This is a genomic window from Actinomyces sp. Marseille-QA0893 (genome assembly GCF_976954355.1).
In genome coordinates this window covers 512,500-526,347 of the sequence record NZ_CDRJSY010000001.1, presented here as the reverse complement: position 1 = coordinate 526,347, position 13,848 = coordinate 512,500, and the positions used below count along the sequence as shown (strand labels likewise).

The window sequence follows — 13,848 nt, the reverse complement described above, 5'->3', positions numbered from 1 at the left end:
CCCAATGCTCATTCCCCGTCGTACTAAGTGGCGTAAGCAGCACCGCCCGCACCGCACCGGTTTTGCGACCGGCGGCACGGAGCTCGCATTCGGCGATTACGGCATTCAGGCACTTGAGGGTGCCTACGTGACCAACCGTCAGATCGAAGCTGCTCGTATCGCAATGACCCGTCACGTTAAGCGTGGTGGCAAGGTGTGGATCAACATCTTCCCCGACCGCCCGCTGACCAAGAAGCCCGCCGAAACTCGTATGGGTTCCGGTAAGGGTGCCGTTGAGTGGTGGGTCGCTCCCGTTAAGCCGGGACGCATCATGTTCGAGCTGGCCGGCGTGCCCGAGGCTCTTGCCCGTGAGGCAATGCGTCGCGCCCAGCACAAGCTTCCGATGAAGACCCGTTTCGTGGTCCGCGAGGGTGGTGACAACTGATGGCCGAAAAGGGTCTGACCACCGCCGATCTCGACGCCATGGACGATGCACAACTGTCCACCGAACTCGAGAAGGCAAAGGCTGAGCTCTTCAACCTCCGCTTCGCGCAGGCAGTTGGCTCCCTTGAAGACAACGGTCGCATGAAGACTGTTCGTCGTAATATCGCCCGCATTTACACCATCGCGCGTGAACGGGAGCTTGGCTACCGCACCGCACCTGGCACTGAGGAGTGACAAACATGGCAGAAAGCACTGTGCGCAACGAGCGCAAGGTCCGTCGTGGCTACGTCACCAGTGACAAGATGGACAAGACCGTTGTCGTTGAGATTGAGGACCGTGTCAAGCACGCCCTCTACGGCAAGGTTATGCGCAAGAGCAAGAAGGTCAAGGTTCACGACGAGCACAACGAGTGCTCCGTTGGCGACCTCGTCCTGATTATGGAGACTCGTCCGCTCTCCGCCACCAAGCGGTGGCGCGTGGTCGAGATTCTCGAAAAGGCGAAGTGACCTTCGCCTAACAGACCGAAATCCGTTCGGCAAGGCTCGGCCCCGGAGGAAACTCCGGGGCAGAGAACCGGCTCGACGACAGGAGTCAGTAGAAAATGATCCAGCAGGAGTCGCGACTGAAGGTCGCCGACAACACAGGTGCTAAGGAAATCCTCACCATCCGTGTTCTCGGCGGATCTGGTCGGCGTTATGCCGGAATCGGCGACGTGATCGTCGCCACCGTCAAGGATGCTATCCCTGGCGGCAATGTTAAGAAGGGGGACGTCGTCAAGGCGGTCATCGTGCGTACGCGCAAGGAGACCCGTCGTCCCGACGGTTCCTACATCCGTTTCGATGAAAACGCGGCAGTCATTCTCAAGAATGACGGTGAACCCCGCGGTACGCGTATCTTCGGCCCCGTGGGCCGCGAGCTGCGTGAAAAGAAGTTCATGCGAATCGTTTCTCTCGCACCGGAGGTGATCTGATGGCAGCGAAGATTCGTAAGGGTGACTTGGTCGAGGTCGTTCGTGGACGTACCTCGGATGAAAAGGAACTCGCAAAGCGCAATGCTCGCCGTGCAGAGCAGGGCCTCGCGCCCCTCAAGCCCGGCGACAAGGGCAAGCAGGGTCGCGTTATCCGCGTTTTCCCCGCTGAGGAGAAGGTCCTCGTTGAGGGCATTAACCTGAAGACCCGCCATGTTCGTCAGGGACAGACTCAGGGCCAGGCCGGCGGCATCATTACCGTCGAGGCTCCGATCTCGCTGTCGAAGGTTGCTCTGGTGGATCCCGAGACGAAGCAGCGCGTTCGCGTTGGCTTCCGCGAGGACACCGTTGAGCGTGACGGCCGTACGCGCACCGTTCGCGTCCGCGTCACCCGTGGCGGTGCTCGCCGCGGTATCGAGCAGGGCAAGGAGATCTGACAATGGCCCCGCGTTTGAAGGAAAAGTACAACTCCGAAATTCGTGACGCTCTGCGCGAAGAGTTCAAGCACGAAAACCCCATGCAGGTTGGCGGTCTTGTCAAGATCGTTGTCAACATGGGCGTCGGCGAGGCGGCTCGTGATTCGAAGGCACTTGAGGGCGCGATCCGCGACCTCACTGCCATCACCGGCCAGAAGCCTCAGACGAGTAAGGCAAAGAAGTCGATCGCACAGTTCAAGCTGCGTGAGGGCCAGGTTATTGGCGCCTTCGTGACGCTGCGTGGCGATCGCATGTGGGAGTTCCTTGACCGTCTGCTCTCGACTGCGCTTCCGCGTATTCGTGACTTCCGCGGTCTGTCCTCGAAGCAGTTCGACGGACACGGCAACTACACCTTTGGCCTGACGGAGCAGTCCATGTTCCACGAGATCGATCAGGATTCCATCGACCGCGTTCGCGGCATGGATATCACGGTCGTCACCTCGGCCTCCACCGACGAAGAGGGCCGCGCCCTCCTGCGTCACCTCGGCTTCCCGTTTAAGGAGGACTGACCATGGCTAAGACGTCACTGAAGATCAAGGCTGCGCGTAAGCCCAAGTTCGGCGTGCGTGGCTACACCCGGTGCAACCGCTGCGGTCGTCCCCGCTCGGTGTACCGCAAGTTCGGACTGTGCCGTGTGTGCCTGCGTGAGCTCGCCCTTCGTGGCGATCTTCCGGGTGTCACCAAGAGCAGCTGGTAAAACTGACGTCGTAGGTCCCGGGTTACCGGAGAAACCGCGACGAGGAAGGGGAGAATCCCCAAATGACAATGACTGATCCGATCGCAGACATGCTGACGCGTCTGCGTAACGCGAACCATGCGCGCCACGAGTCGGTTTCAATGCCGTACTCGAAGCTCAAGGCCGCAATCGCGAAGATTCTCGTCGAGGAAGGCTACATCGCCTCCATCGACGTCGAGGATGCCAAGGTCGGCAAGACGCTCGTCATCACCCTCAAGTACGGCTCGCACCGCGAGTCCGCCATCGAGGGCCTGCAGCGCGTTTCCAAGCCCGGTCTGCGCGTCTATGCCAAGTCCACCAACCTGCCCAAGGTCCGCGGCGGCCTCGGCGTGGCAATTCTGTCCACGTCTTCTGGCCTGCTCACCGACCGCCAGGCAGCCGAGAAGGGTGTGGGTGGGGAAGTCCTCGCCTACATCTGGTGATGAGGAGGCTGAGTAATGTCGCGTATTGGTAAGAATCCGATCGATATCCCCGCCGGCGTTGACGTCACCATCAATGGTGCAGACGTTACCGTCAGGGGCCCCAAGGGAACGCTGAGCCACGTTGTGGCTGAACCGATCAACGTCGCCATCGAAGGAAGCCAGGTCGTTGTGACCCGCCCCAGCGATGACCGCGTCGCGCGTTCGCTTCACGGCCTGACTCGCACCCTGATCGCTAACATGATCGAAGGTGTGACGAAGGGCTTCTCCAAGCAGCTCGAAATCGCCGGTACCGGTTACCGCGTTGTTGCCAAGGGCAAGGACCTTGAGTTCTCCCTCGGTTTCTCGCACACGGTCCTGGTCACCGCTCCCGAGGGCATCGAGTTCACCGTTGAGTCTCAGACGAAGTTCACCGTCGCAGGCATCGACAAGCAGCTCGTCGGAGAGACCGCCGCTCGCATCCGTAAGCTCAAGAAGCCTGAACCCTACAAGGGCAAGGGTATCCACTACGTGGGCGAGACCATCCGTCGCAAGGTTGGAAAGGCTGGTAAGTGATGGCGTACACAGTCAAGGGCAAGGGCAAGTTCGTCGCTCGCAAGCGTCGTCACCTGCGCCTGCGCAAGAAGGTTCAGGGCACCCCTGCGCGTCCGCGTTTGGTTGTCACCCGTTCGAACCGCCATATGGTCGCACAGATTGTGGACGATACCATCGGTCACACTCTGGTCTCCGCTTCGACCAAGGAAGCTGCACTCGTTGCCGCTGAAGGTACGAAGAAGGACAAGGCCTACCAGGTCGGCACTCTCATTGCAGAGCGCGCAAAGGCCGCAGGCATCACCGCTGTGGTCTTCGACCGCGGTGGCAATAAGTACCACGGCCGCGTTGCGGCAGTCGCAGAAGCCGCCCGTGAGGGCGGACTTGAGCTGTGACTGAGGCTCGAGGAAAGGGAGATCAACTGATGGCTGCATCGCAGCGAAGCAGGAACGGTCAGGAAGGCGCCGAGCGCTCAGGCGACGGCGAACGCCGTGACCGTCGCTCCGGTCGCGAGAACCGCGACGCTCGTCGGGGCGAAAACAAAGATCAGTACATCGAGCGTGTTGTCACCATCAACCGCGTGTCCAAGGTTGTGAAGGGTGGACGTCGTTTCTCCTTCACCGCTCTGGTTGTCGTCGGTGACGGTGAAGGCACCGTCGGTATCGGCTACGGAAAGGCCAAGGAAGTTCCCCAGGCTATTTCCAAGGGTGTTGAGGAAGCGAAGAAGAACTTCTTCCGCGTCCCCATGATCCGCCGTACCATCACTCACGTTGTTCAGGGCCGCGACGCGGCCGGCGAAGTTCTGCTTCGTCCGGCAGCCCCCGGTACCGGCGTTATCGCCGGCGGCCCCGTCCGTGCAGTCCTCGAGGCTGCAGGCGTCCACGACGTGTTGACGAAGTCGCTCGGTTCTGACAACGCAATCAACATTGTTCATGCAACTGTTGCCGCACTGAAGCTTCTGGAACAGCCCGAAGCAGTCGCAGCTCGCCGCGGTCTTCCGCTCGAGCGCGTTGCTCCGGCCTCGATGCTCCGTGCACGCGCAGAAGGCGAAGCTGAGAAGCGCGCTGCCGCAGAGGCAAGCGAAGCTGACAAGGCTGCAGCGGGGGTGACTGAGTGATGGCAAATCTGAAGATCACACAGGTCAAGTCCTCCATCGGCGCCAAGCAGAACATGAAGGACACACTGCGCACCCTCGGGCTGCGCAAGATCGGCCAGAGCGTCGTTCGTGAGGATTCGGAAACCGTTCGCGGTGCGATCCACACGGTGCGTCACCTGGTTACTGTTGAGGAGGTCGACTGACCATGGCGGACTCCACGAAGAACACCGGTGAAGAGCAGGTGCGCGTCGTTCGACTGCACCACCTGCGTCCCGCCGCTGGTGCAAAGACCGCGAAGACCCGCGTTGGCCGCGGTGAAGGTTCAAAGGGTAAGACCGCTGGACGTGGTACCAAGGGCACCAAGGCCCGCTACCAGGTTCCCGCAGGCTTCGAGGGTGGACAGATGCCCATCCACATGCGCCTTCCCAAGCTGCGTGGTTTCAAGAACCCCTTCCGCGTTGAGTACCAGGTCGTCAACGTTGGTCGTCTGCAGGAGCTTTTCCCCGAAGGTGGAAAGGTGACTGTCGAGGATCTCGTTGCACGCAATGCGGTGCGCGACGGTTGGGCAGTTAAGGTGCTGGGCACCGGCGAGCTCACTGTTAAGCTCGAGGTTGAGGTCGACTCTTGGTCGGCTTCTGCAGAAGCAAAGATTACTGCTGCTGGCGGATCCATCAAGACCCGCTGACCAGTGATTGCCACGGGGTGGCTCGGTTTCCGGGCCACCCCGTTCCGCTTTCTCATCAACAGGGCCTAATCCCCGCAAGCAGCATTGTGTGCATAGGGGAGAGGGCCTTTACCCATCTCACAGTTTCCCAAGTTTGCTATTTTTAATTCACAGTATCAGTGTTATTTCAGGTAGGCTTTTGGGAGTCCTGCGATCTGTGGATCGCATTTATTCCATTTACTAGGAGGAAGCCTTGCTCAGTGCGTTCGCGCAGGCATTCCGTACCCCAGATCTTCGACGGAAGCTTCTTTTCTCGCTGTTCATTATGGCGATGTTCCGTCTTGGATCTTTTATCCCAACTCCGGGCGTTGACTCGCAGGCAGTTGCGAAGTGTCTAGCTCAGCAAAATGACGCCTCGCTTCTGGACCTCGTCAACCTATTCTCCGGTGGGGCGCTCCTCCAGTTGTCTGTCTTCGCGTTGGGCATCATGCCCTACATCACCGCGTCGATTATTATCCAGCTTCTTCGCGTCGTGATTCCGCGCTTCGATGACCTCCACAAGGAAGGTCAGACAGGTCAGGCGAAGCTCACGCAGTACACGCGTTACCTGACAATCTTCCTGGGTATTCTCCAGTCGACGACGATGATCTCACTGGCCCGCTCCGGCAACCTTTTCGCCGGATGCTCTGAGAAGGTCATCCCCTCGAACTCCGTGTGGACTTTCCTCCTCATGATGATCGTCATGACGGCCGGTACCGGCGTCATCATGTGGCTGGGTGAATTGATCACCGAGCGTGGCATCGGTAACGGTATGTCCCTCTTGATCTTCACCTCAATCACCGCGCGTATGCCCGCACAGCTTCTGACCATTGGCCAGGGCGGTAAGTGGGGAGCGGTCTTCGCGATCCTCGGCCTCATGCTTGTCGTCTCGATTGTGGTCGTCTATCTCGAGCAGGCTCAGCGCCGAATTCCGGTTCAGTACGCAAAGCGCATGATTGGCCGGCGCCAGTACGGTGGAACCACCACCTATATCCCGCTCAAGATCAACATGTCCGGCGTTATCCCGGTCATCTTCGCGTCATCTCTTCTTGCATTCCCCCCGATGCTTGCTCAGTTTGGCCGCCAGGACTCCAAGTGGGTCCAATGGATCAGTGCCAACTTCCATCAGGACGCGTGGCCCTACTTGACCACCTACGCCCTGCTCACGCTCTTCTTCACCTTCTTCTACACCGCGATCACTTTCGATCCCGATGAAGTAGCGGACAACATGAAGCGCTACGGCGGCTTTATTCCCGGCTATCGTGCCGGCCGTCCGACGGCTGAATATCTGCGCTACGTGATCAACCGAATCACCACCGCCGGTGCTCTCTACTTGGTCACTGTCGCATTGATCCCGTCGTTGGCGATCATCCCGCTGCATATTTCTCAAGGACAAATGCCCTTCGGTGGCACGACCCTTCTGATTATCATCGGTGTCGGCCTGCAGACGGTGAAGGAAATTAATACACAGCTTCAACAGCACCACTACGAAGGATTCTTGCGATGACCGCTATCGTTCTCCTCGGCCCTCCCGGAGCGGGCAAGGGCACACAGGCAGCACGTATCGCCGAGCGTTTGGGTATTCCCGCGATCTCGACCGGAGAGATTTTCCGCGCCAATATGTCCGAGGGCACCGAGCTGGGCAAGCGTGCCAAGGAGTACATGGAACGCGGAGAGTTCGTTCCCGACTCTGTCACGAACCCCATGGTGAAGGTTCGCCTCGCGGCACCCGACACCGCAAATGGTTTCCTTCTTGACGGCTACCCGCGCACGCTCGAGCAAGCGCATGTCCTACGCGATATGCTCGCTGAGCTCGGAGTCAGCCTCGACGTCGTCCTCGAAATTCAGGTCGACGAAGACGAGGTTGTTGCTCGCATGCTCAAGCGCGCGACCGAGCAGAACCGCGCGGATGACACCGAACCCGTGATCCGCCACCGCCTCGAGATCTACCATGAACTGACCGAGCCCATGGCCACCTACTACGCAGACCAGGATCTGCTTCAGGCAATCGATGGTCGCGGAACGATTGACGAAGTCAGCGAACGCATCTTCGCAGTCTTGGACGGTCTCAATAACTAAAGCATTGCGTACATGGCGCTCGATGTGGCGTTGACGCAAAACTGGGGCGCGGTGGCAAACGACCATCGCGCCCCATAATTTTTATCTGAAGGAAACAGCATGTCCCGCATTGAATACAAAACTCGCGACCAGATGAAGTGGATGCGTGAGTCTGGACTTGTCGTCGCAGAAATTCACCGCAGCCTGCGTGAAGCAGCACGCCCTGGTATCACGACAGCTGAACTTGACGAAGTGAGCGCCGACGCGATCCGCCGCTGTGGTGCTCGTTCGAATTTCCTCAACTACTACGGTTATCCCGCCACCGTATGTATTTCCCCCAATGACGTTATCGTCCATGGCATCCCAGGAAAGTACAAGCTTGCCGCGGGCGACATCGTGAGCTTTGACTGTGGCGCATGGCTCGAGCGCTCTGGCCAGCAGTGGCACGGTGACGCTGCCTTCACCTTGGTCATTGGCGACGAATTCACGAGCGACGAGGACTTCGCCAGCACCTGGGTGCGCCGCCACCAAGGCCCCGGAGCAGGCAAGCGCTGGGGTGGCGCGCTTCCTACAGCAGGTGCGTCCTCGCCGGACGAGGCCTCGGCAGTGGTATCGAAGCAGGGGAGCGTCGCGCGCAGGCGTGAGCTGGACCTGGTGACGCGCGAGGCTTTGTGGGCCGCGCTTGCTTCCGTCGCGCACGGTAAGCGTGTAAGCGCGATCGGCGAGGCCGTGGAACGCGTCGTCGCTGAACGCGCGGAAGACCTGGGCTGGGAAGCGGGAATTATCGAGGACTTCACGGGGCACGGCATCGGAACAAAGATGCATCAGGACCCGGAGGTTCTGAACTATCGCGTGCGCGGACTCATGCCGAAATTGCGTCCGGGAATGGTTCTTGCTGTGGAACCGATGCTGACGACCGGTGATATTGAGACCCTGACAGAAAACGATGACTGGACCGTGCGTTCGGTTGACGGTTCCGATGCCGCCCAGTGGGAGCATACCGTGGCGATCCTCGACGATGGCATCAGTATTCTCAGTGCGATCGATGGGGGAGTGGCTGGCTTAGCGCCCTTCGGCGTGACCCCGGTCAGCCTCGACTGACATTAAGCGTGAGGCGATAGACATTGTCTCCGGCTTTTCAAGAGGGCCTCAAATAGCGTAGGCTCGACCCTTGGACGTGTCTTTGGGATCAGTATGCCTGTTTTCAAAGACCATCCCGAGCGGCCTGTGGCCGCCCGATTCCGAAAAAGTAGTAGAGGATAGACGGAGGATATGGCGAAGAAGGACGGCGTCATCGAAATCGAAGGCACGGTTGTCGAAGCCTTGCCGAATGCGATGTTCCGCGTGGAATTGAGCAATGGACACATCGTGCTTGGCCACATTGCCGGCAAGATGCGTCAGCACTACATCCGCATTCTGCCCGAGGACCGTGTGGTCGTCGAGCTGAGCCCCTACGACCTCTCCCGAGGCCGTATCGTCTACCGCTACAAGTGAACAAACCGACACAAGCTACCCGCGGGTAGCGGAGGTACACACCATGAAGGTCAAGCCGAGTGTCAAGAAGATCTGTGACAAGTGCAAGGTGATTCGTCGCCACGGCAACGTCATGGTCATCTGTGACAACCCCAGGCACAAGCAGCGTCAGGGCTGATCCCTCGCTGTGAAAACGCCGGAGCAATCCGGCAGCATCATTCCACACGCGCTTGCGCGACCCTCGGTTCGGAGGCCGGGGCCGGGTGGCTCACCCGGGAGGAGTGGTGACGACCTCCGATGAACAATTTGGAGCATAAACATGGCACGTATTGCCGGCGTCGACCTCCCTCGCGAAAAGCGTATGGAGATCGCGCTCACGTACATCTATGGAGTTGGACGCACCCGCGCCAAGGAGACCCTCGAGGCCACCGGCGTGAGCCCCGATCTTCGCGTGAAGGATGCTACCGAGGAAGACCTCGTCAAGCTGCGCGAATACATCGAGAACACCTTTAAGGTGGAAGGCGATCTGCGTCGTGAGGTTCAGGCAGATATCCGTCGCAAGATTGAGATCGGATCCTACCAGGGACTTCGTCACCGTCGTGGCCTGCCGGTCCACGGTCAGCGCACCAAGACCAATGCGCGTACCCGCAAGGGCCCCAAGCGCACTGTTGCAGGTAAGAAGAAGGCTAAGTAAAGCCACTCAGTCCTGTGTGGACTGATACAACACGACTTCGAAGGAACTGAAAGTAATGGCTGCAAAGACCACTCGTTCCGGCGCTGGACGCAAGCCGCGCCGCCGGATTTCAAAGAACGTTACTCACGGACACGCGTACATCAAGTCGACGTTCAACAACACTATCGTTTCTATCACTGACCCCACCGGTGCAGTGATCTCCTGGGCCTCTTCCGGTCAGGTGGGCTTCAAGGGTTCGCGTAAGTCGACCCCCTTCGCTGCTCAGCTTGCCGCCGAGGCTGCCGCGCGTCGCGCTCAGGAGCACGGCATGAAGAAGGTCGACGTCTTCGTGAAGGGTCCCGGCTCCGGCCGTGAGACCGCGATCCGCTCGCTGCAGGCTGCTGGCCTGGAAGTTGGCTCGATCCAGGACGTGACGCCCCAGGCATTCAACGGCGCTCGTCCCCCGAAGCGTCGTCGCGTCTGAGCCCCGGAGGGTGGAAATCCGACGGAAATCCACCCCCCACGTCTGGGCGGGATCACAAAAGAATCCGTGGCCTCGTCCTTACCTTTTTCCCCGCAATGCGGGACCCCTATCCGGCGTCATATGGCGGGCGCCGGGAAGAAAGGACTAAGACGTGCTCATTGCAGAGCGACCCATCCTGACCGAAGAGAAGGTCAGCGAACTGCGCTCCCGTTTCATCCTGGAGCCCCTTGAGCCCGGTTTCGGCTACACGCTGGGTAACTCCCTGCGCCGAACCCTGCTCTCGTCGATCCCCGGCGCTGCTGTGACCTCCATCCGCATTGATGGAGTGCCTCACGAGTTCCGCACGATCGAGGGCGTGAAGGAAGACGTCGCCGAGATCATCCTGAACATCAAGCAGATCGTTCTCTCCTCCGAGAATGACGAGCCTGTTGTCATGTACCTGCGCAAGGCAGGCCCGGGAGAGGTCGTCGCAGGGGATATCACCCCTCCGGCCGGCGTTGAGATTCACAACCCCGATCTGCACCTGGCAACCCTGAACGAAAAGGGCAAGCTGGAGATCGAGCTGACTGTTGAGCGTGGCCGCGGCTACGTTTCGGCAGCTCAGAACAAGGACCCTCAGGCTGAGATTTCCCGCATCCCGATCGATTCGATCTACTCGCCCGTTGTCAAGGTGACCTACAAGGTCGAGGCAACGCGTGTTGAGCAGCGCACCGACTTCGATCGCCTGATCATCGATGTCGAAACCAAGCCGGCAATCACCCCGCGTGACGCCGTTGCCTCCGCTGGCAAGACCTTGGTTGAGCTCTTTGGTCTGATGCGCGAACTGAACGAGGAAGCCGAAGGCATTGAAGTTGGTCCCTCGACCACCGATGCCACTCTCGCTGCCGACCTCGCGCTGCCCATTGAGAACCTCGGCCTGCAGTCGCGTTCCTACAACGCCCTGCGTCGCCGCGGAATCCTCACTGTTGGCGAGCTCGTGGCTCACTCCGAGGCGGATCTGCTTGACATTCGCAACTTCGGAACGAAGTCGATTGAAGAAATCAAGGAAGCTCTTGCAACCCTTGGTATGACCCTGAAGGATTCCGTCCTGCCCTCCGGTGAGGCCAGCGAATCCGGGTCTATCCACTTCAGCGACGACCAGTCCATCTGACATGCTGCGTCCGGTGGACGCATAAATTCCTAGGAGACAAAATGCCCACCCCCAAGAAGGGTGCTCGTCTGGGCGGAAGCCCGGCACACCAGAAGCTGATCCTCAAGAACCTCGCGACTCAGCTCATTGAACACCGCTCTCTGACCACGACCGAGGCCAAGGCTAAGGCCCTGCGCCCCTTCGTTGAGAAGCTCGTGACCAAGGCAAAGCGCGGCGACATCCACGCTCGCCGTACCGTTGCACGCGTTATCACCGACCGCGATGCGCTCTACACCCTGTTCGACGTCATTGCTCCTGCTCTTGACCCCGAGCGTAAGGGCGGCTACACCCGTCTGACCCGCCTGGGCAACCGCAAGGGCGACAATGCCCCCATGATGCAGATTGAGTTCTGCATGGAGGCCGTCGAGAAGAAGGCAGTCGTGAAGTCTGCTGAGAAGGCTGCCGAAAAGGCCGCTGCTGCCGAAGTTGCAGCAGAAGCTGAGGAAGCCGCAGAAGCAGCAGCAGAGCGCGCCGAAGAGGCTCGTGAAGAAGGCGACCTCGCCAAGGCTAACGAGGCTGAAGAAATCGCAGCCGAGGCCGGCGAAGAAGCTGACGCCGCCGAGCAGGTCGAAGAAGAGAAGTGACCACGCTCGCGTAAGCGACTTTTCGGGGCCGGGCACCACAACTGTGGTGCCCGGCCCTTGTGCTATGCCTATTTCCCCTGTATTTCTTGCCTCTTCAGGATGAAAATCGGTGGTGGCTGTAGCCTGTACGTATGACTCGTAAGATGACCTTGGCTGTCGACTGTGGCGGCGGCGGAATCAAAGCATCCGTATTGGATTCCCTTGGAACAATGGTCGCTCCGCCCAAACGCACTCCGACTCCCTATCCTCTTCCCCCGCAGCTCTTGGTCGACACTGTCGTCGAATTGGCCTCGCAGCTTCCGGCTGCCGATCGAGTCACCCTTGGAATGCCGGGAATGATTCGCCACGGCATTGTCATCGCCACTCCGCACTACATCACCAAAGATGGTCCCCGTTCTCGCGTTGTCCCTGAACTTGTCACCTTGTGGGATCACTTTGATATGGCAGGTGCGTTGGAGAAGGCGTTGGGCCTCCCCACGAAAGTCCTCAATGATGCAGAAGTCGCGGGTGCGGGTGTTGTGACCGGCCGAGGCCTCGAAATGATTATCACTTTGGGCACGGGTCTTGGAAACGCTGTTTTTGACGGCGGACGCCTTGCCCCACACGTTGAAGTCTCCCAGGGGCCGATTCGCTGGGGACTCACCTACGACGACTACATCGGCGAGCATGAACGCTTGCGCTTGGGCGATATGCACTGGTCACGCCGCGTCCGCCGCGTCGTTGAGGGCCTGCGCCCCATGTACATGTGGGATCGCCTCTATTTGGGTGGGGGAAACTCAAAGCGCATTGTTCCTTCGCAACGCGAAAAGCTTGGGGACGATGTCATCATCGTCCCCAACGACGCGGGAATTATCGGGGGAGTGCGCTCGTGGGAGCTTTAGAATCTGCCTCGCTGAGGATCCGTCTTGACCTCGCCTACGATGGGACTTTCTTTCACGGCTGGGCCTCTCAAGATGGCCTGCGCACTGTTCAAGGAGTTCTCACCCTTGCCCTTGAGACGATTCTTCGCCACCCCATTACGCTCACCGTCGCAGGGCGGACCGACGCGGGAGTGCACGCGCGTCACCAGGTTGCGCACTTTGACTGCTCCGCGCAAGCCTTCCACGGCCTCGTGAGGGAGAAAAACCAACCTAGCGACGAAGGGGAACTAAGCGCGGCATGCGCCGAAGCTCTCCAGCGGCGAGTGAACTCCCTCTTGGGGCGCGCCTATGTTGACTTCGCAATCGGCAGTGGACTGAAGGTCCCTCGAGGAACCAGCGATGTGCGCATTGATCGGGTGAGGGTCGTCAGTTCAGACTTCGACGCGCGCTTTGCTGCCCTTGAGCGCTCCTACACGTATCGCCTCGCCCCCGAGGGGCAGCTTCCCTTGGCTCGGCGCTGGGACGTGTGCGAGGTCCCCCACGCTCTCGATATCGAGGCGATGAACCGCGCGGCGCAACCACTACTGGGTGAGCATGACTTCCTCGCGTATTGCCGCCCGCGTGAGGGGGCGACGACGATTCGCGAACTACGTGAGTTGGGTATTATTCCCGAGGCCGAGGGGAGCGGCGTCCTTGAGTGCCACGTGCGCGCGGATGCCTTCTGCCACTCTATGGTTCGATCCCTTGTCGGTGCTCTTATTGAAGTCGGTAGGGGAGCGCGCGAGGAGACGTGGCCCGCGCAGCTGCTCGAGAAGGCCTCGCGCCAAGACGCGGCACCGATTGCCCACGCCCACGGGCTGACTTTGGAATCCGTGAGCTACCCCGACGAGGCCGAGTGGAGTGCGCAGGTTCACCGCACTCGCAGGATTCGCGGCTTTGCCTTCGATGGAAGCGTTGAAGAGTGGGCGATGGGTGGCAATTGCTGTGCTGGTTGAGCAAGAAACGATTTGAGGAATAAGCCACACTCTGGTCTGCGCTTTGACCCGGAGTGCCGCGGACGCATAGACTAGCAGGTGCTGTGCGTCAGCTGGACCTTCGGTGCCTTCCCACTCGCCGGAGAAGAAATTCGGCTGATGCCTCGCGGAACCGTTTCATAGCGGGCCGGTGCGTTGAATA

The 13,848-nt window shown here is 59.8% G+C and carries 24 protein-coding genes; all 24 read left to right on the top strand.

Annotation, left to right across the window (positions count from 1 at the left end; translation table 11 throughout):
• Positions 1-4: 4 nt before the first annotated feature.
• The 24 genes from rplP (at position 5) to ACWNMW_RS02375 (ending at position 13,667) form a co-directional block, all read left to right on the top strand.
• Positions 5-424, top strand: coding sequence for a 50S ribosomal protein L16 (rplP, locus tag ACWNMW_RS02490; protein ID WP_034501318.1), 420 nt, complete (start codon positions 5-7; stop codon positions 422-424).
• Entirely contained in the window at positions 424-657 is a 234-nt protein-coding gene (rpmC, locus tag ACWNMW_RS02485) for a 50S ribosomal protein L29 (RefSeq protein WP_034501321.1), read from the top strand. Before rplP ends, rpmC begins: the two co-directional genes overlap by 1 nt.
• Positions 658-662: 5 nt before the next feature.
• Positions 663-929 (top strand): 30S ribosomal protein S17, encoded by a 267-nt coding sequence (rpsQ, locus tag ACWNMW_RS02480; RefSeq protein WP_034501324.1) that lies wholly within the window; start codon positions 663-665, stop codon positions 927-929.
• Positions 930-1,024: 95 nt separating this feature from the next.
• Positions 1,025-1,393, top strand: a complete 369-nt coding sequence (rplN, locus tag ACWNMW_RS02475; protein WP_034501327.1) for a 50S ribosomal protein L14 — start codon at positions 1,025-1,027, stop codon at positions 1,391-1,393.
• A complete protein-coding gene (gene rplX / locus ACWNMW_RS02470; protein WP_034501330.1) occupies positions 1,393-1,827 on the top strand; it encodes a 50S ribosomal protein L24 in 435 nt (144 codons plus the stop codon). Before rplN ends, rplX begins: the two co-directional genes overlap by 1 nt.
• A gap of 2 nt (positions 1,828-1,829) precedes the next feature.
• A complete protein-coding gene (gene rplE / locus ACWNMW_RS02465; protein ID WP_034501332.1) occupies positions 1,830-2,375 on the top strand; it encodes a 50S ribosomal protein L5 in 546 nt (181 codons plus the stop codon).
• 2 nt (positions 2,376-2,377) lie between these two features.
• The gene (locus ACWNMW_RS02460; RefSeq protein WP_009408789.1) at positions 2,378-2,563 is read left to right on the top strand and encodes a type Z 30S ribosomal protein S14; all 186 of its coding nucleotides are present in this window, start codon (positions 2,378-2,380) and stop codon (positions 2,561-2,563) included.
• A 62-nt stretch (positions 2,564-2,625) separates the two neighbouring features.
• Positions 2,626-3,024 carry a 30S ribosomal protein S8 gene (rpsH, locus tag ACWNMW_RS02455; protein WP_034501333.1) on the top strand — a complete coding sequence of 133 codons (399 nt, stop codon included), beginning with the start codon at positions 2,626-2,628 and terminating at the stop codon, positions 3,022-3,024.
• Between the two features lie 15 nt (positions 3,025-3,039).
• Entirely contained in the window at positions 3,040-3,576 is a 537-nt protein-coding gene (gene rplF / locus ACWNMW_RS02450) for a 50S ribosomal protein L6 (protein WP_449489913.1), read from the top strand.
• On the top strand, positions 3,576-3,947 hold the full coding sequence (gene rplR / locus ACWNMW_RS02445; protein ID WP_034501337.1) for a 50S ribosomal protein L18: 372 nt from the start codon (positions 3,576-3,578) through the stop codon (positions 3,945-3,947). Before rplF ends, rplR begins: the two co-directional genes overlap by 1 nt.
• Before the next feature lie 29 nt (positions 3,948-3,976).
• Positions 3,977-4,669, top strand: a complete 693-nt coding sequence (gene rpsE / locus ACWNMW_RS02440; RefSeq protein ID WP_034501435.1) for a 30S ribosomal protein S5 — start codon at positions 3,977-3,979, stop codon at positions 4,667-4,669.
• On the top strand, positions 4,669-4,851 hold the full coding sequence (gene rpmD, locus ACWNMW_RS02435; protein ID WP_034501339.1) for a 50S ribosomal protein L30: 183 nt from the start codon (positions 4,669-4,671) through the stop codon (positions 4,849-4,851). The genes rpsE and rpmD overlap by 1 nt, the downstream gene beginning before the upstream one ends.
• 2 nt (positions 4,852-4,853) lie before the next feature.
• Positions 4,854-5,333, top strand: coding sequence for a 50S ribosomal protein L15 (rplO, locus tag ACWNMW_RS02430; protein ID WP_034501341.1), 480 nt, complete (start codon positions 4,854-4,856; stop codon positions 5,331-5,333).
• Between the two features lie 232 nt (positions 5,334-5,565).
• On the top strand, positions 5,566-6,858 hold the full coding sequence (gene secY, locus ACWNMW_RS02425) for a preprotein translocase subunit SecY (protein WP_034501342.1): 1,293 nt from the start codon (positions 5,566-5,568) through the stop codon (positions 6,856-6,858).
• A complete protein-coding gene (locus ACWNMW_RS02420) occupies positions 6,855-7,430 on the top strand; it encodes an adenylate kinase (RefSeq protein WP_034501343.1) in 576 nt (191 codons plus the stop codon). The genes secY and ACWNMW_RS02420 overlap by 4 nt, the downstream gene beginning before the upstream one ends.
• Positions 7,431-7,529: 99 nt before the next feature.
• Entirely contained in the window at positions 7,530-8,510 is a 981-nt protein-coding gene (locus ACWNMW_RS02415) for a type I methionyl aminopeptidase (protein WP_449489912.1), read from the top strand.
• Positions 8,511-8,681: 171 nt separating this feature from the next.
• Positions 8,682-8,903, top strand: coding sequence for a translation initiation factor IF-1 (infA, locus tag ACWNMW_RS02410; protein ID WP_034501345.1), 222 nt, complete (start codon positions 8,682-8,684; stop codon positions 8,901-8,903).
• 43 nt (positions 8,904-8,946) lie between these two features.
• Positions 8,947-9,060 (top strand): 50S ribosomal protein L36, encoded by a 114-nt coding sequence (gene rpmJ / locus ACWNMW_RS02405; RefSeq protein WP_003790577.1) that lies wholly within the window; start codon positions 8,947-8,949, stop codon positions 9,058-9,060.
• A 141-nt stretch (positions 9,061-9,201) separates the two neighbouring features.
• Positions 9,202-9,576, top strand: a complete 375-nt coding sequence (gene rpsM, locus ACWNMW_RS02400) for a 30S ribosomal protein S13 (protein ID WP_009408801.1) — start codon at positions 9,202-9,204, stop codon at positions 9,574-9,576.
• A 55-nt stretch (positions 9,577-9,631) separates the two neighbouring features.
• The gene (gene rpsK / locus ACWNMW_RS02395) at positions 9,632-10,039 is read left to right on the top strand and encodes a 30S ribosomal protein S11 (protein WP_009408802.1); all 408 of its coding nucleotides are present in this window, start codon (positions 9,632-9,634) and stop codon (positions 10,037-10,039) included.
• A gap of 151 nt (positions 10,040-10,190) precedes the next feature.
• Positions 10,191-11,189, top strand: coding sequence for a DNA-directed RNA polymerase subunit alpha (locus ACWNMW_RS02390; RefSeq protein WP_009408803.1), 999 nt, complete (start codon positions 10,191-10,193; stop codon positions 11,187-11,189).
• A gap of 41 nt (positions 11,190-11,230) precedes the next feature.
• Positions 11,231-11,812, top strand: coding sequence for a 50S ribosomal protein L17 (gene rplQ / locus ACWNMW_RS02385; RefSeq protein ID WP_034501347.1), 582 nt, complete (start codon positions 11,231-11,233; stop codon positions 11,810-11,812).
• Between the two features lie 131 nt (positions 11,813-11,943).
• Entirely contained in the window at positions 11,944-12,693 is a 750-nt protein-coding gene (locus tag ACWNMW_RS02380; RefSeq protein ID WP_449489911.1) for an ROK family protein, read from the top strand.
• Entirely contained in the window at positions 12,681-13,667 is a 987-nt protein-coding gene (locus ACWNMW_RS02375; RefSeq protein ID WP_449489910.1) for a tRNA pseudouridine synthase A, read from the top strand. Before ACWNMW_RS02380 ends, ACWNMW_RS02375 begins: the two co-directional genes overlap by 13 nt.
• The last annotated feature ends 181 nt before the right edge of the window (positions 13,668-13,848 follow it).

What these genes read in the sequence shown, in the direction of transcription:
- rplP (WP_034501318.1), top strand. Translation starts at nt 5, where the DNA reads ATGCTCATTCCCCGTCGTACTAAGTGGCGTAAGCAGCACCGCCCGCAC.
- rpmC (WP_034501321.1), top strand. Translation starts at nt 424, where the DNA reads ATGGCCGAAAAGGGTCTGACCACCGCCGATCTCGACGCCATGGACGAT.
- rpsQ (WP_034501324.1), top strand. Translation starts at nt 663, where the DNA reads ATGGCAGAAAGCACTGTGCGCAACGAGCGCAAGGTCCGTCGTGGCTAC.
- rplN (WP_034501327.1), top strand. Translation starts at nt 1,025, where the DNA reads ATGATCCAGCAGGAGTCGCGACTGAAGGTCGCCGACAACACAGGTGCT.
- rplX (WP_034501330.1), top strand. Translation starts at nt 1,393, where the DNA reads ATGGCAGCGAAGATTCGTAAGGGTGACTTGGTCGAGGTCGTTCGTGGA.
- rplE (WP_034501332.1), top strand. Translation starts at nt 1,830, where the DNA reads ATGGCCCCGCGTTTGAAGGAAAAGTACAACTCCGAAATTCGTGACGCT.
- ACWNMW_RS02460 (WP_009408789.1), top strand. Translation starts at nt 2,378, where the DNA reads ATGGCTAAGACGTCACTGAAGATCAAGGCTGCGCGTAAGCCCAAGTTC.
- rpsH (WP_034501333.1), top strand. Translation starts at nt 2,626, where the DNA reads ATGACAATGACTGATCCGATCGCAGACATGCTGACGCGTCTGCGTAAC.
- rplF (WP_449489913.1), top strand. Translation starts at nt 3,040, where the DNA reads ATGTCGCGTATTGGTAAGAATCCGATCGATATCCCCGCCGGCGTTGAC.
- rplR (WP_034501337.1), top strand. Translation starts at nt 3,576, where the DNA reads ATGGCGTACACAGTCAAGGGCAAGGGCAAGTTCGTCGCTCGCAAGCGT.
- rpsE (WP_034501435.1), top strand. Translation starts at nt 3,977, where the DNA reads ATGGCTGCATCGCAGCGAAGCAGGAACGGTCAGGAAGGCGCCGAGCGC.
- rpmD (WP_034501339.1), top strand. Translation starts at nt 4,669, where the DNA reads ATGGCAAATCTGAAGATCACACAGGTCAAGTCCTCCATCGGCGCCAAG.
- rplO (WP_034501341.1), top strand. Translation starts at nt 4,854, where the DNA reads ATGGCGGACTCCACGAAGAACACCGGTGAAGAGCAGGTGCGCGTCGTT.
- ACWNMW_RS02420 (WP_034501343.1), top strand. Translation starts at nt 6,855, where the DNA reads ATGACCGCTATCGTTCTCCTCGGCCCTCCCGGAGCGGGCAAGGGCACA.
- ACWNMW_RS02415 (WP_449489912.1), top strand. Translation starts at nt 7,530, where the DNA reads ATGTCCCGCATTGAATACAAAACTCGCGACCAGATGAAGTGGATGCGT.
- infA (WP_034501345.1), top strand. Translation starts at nt 8,682, where the DNA reads ATGGCGAAGAAGGACGGCGTCATCGAAATCGAAGGCACGGTTGTCGAA.
- rpmJ (WP_003790577.1), top strand. Translation starts at nt 8,947, where the DNA reads ATGAAGGTCAAGCCGAGTGTCAAGAAGATCTGTGACAAGTGCAAGGTG.
- rpsM (WP_009408801.1), top strand. Translation starts at nt 9,202, where the DNA reads ATGGCACGTATTGCCGGCGTCGACCTCCCTCGCGAAAAGCGTATGGAG.
- rpsK (WP_009408802.1), top strand. Translation starts at nt 9,632, where the DNA reads ATGGCTGCAAAGACCACTCGTTCCGGCGCTGGACGCAAGCCGCGCCGC.
- rplQ (WP_034501347.1), top strand. Translation starts at nt 11,231, where the DNA reads ATGCCCACCCCCAAGAAGGGTGCTCGTCTGGGCGGAAGCCCGGCACAC.
- ACWNMW_RS02380 (WP_449489911.1), top strand. Translation starts at nt 11,944, where the DNA reads ATGACTCGTAAGATGACCTTGGCTGTCGACTGTGGCGGCGGCGGAATC.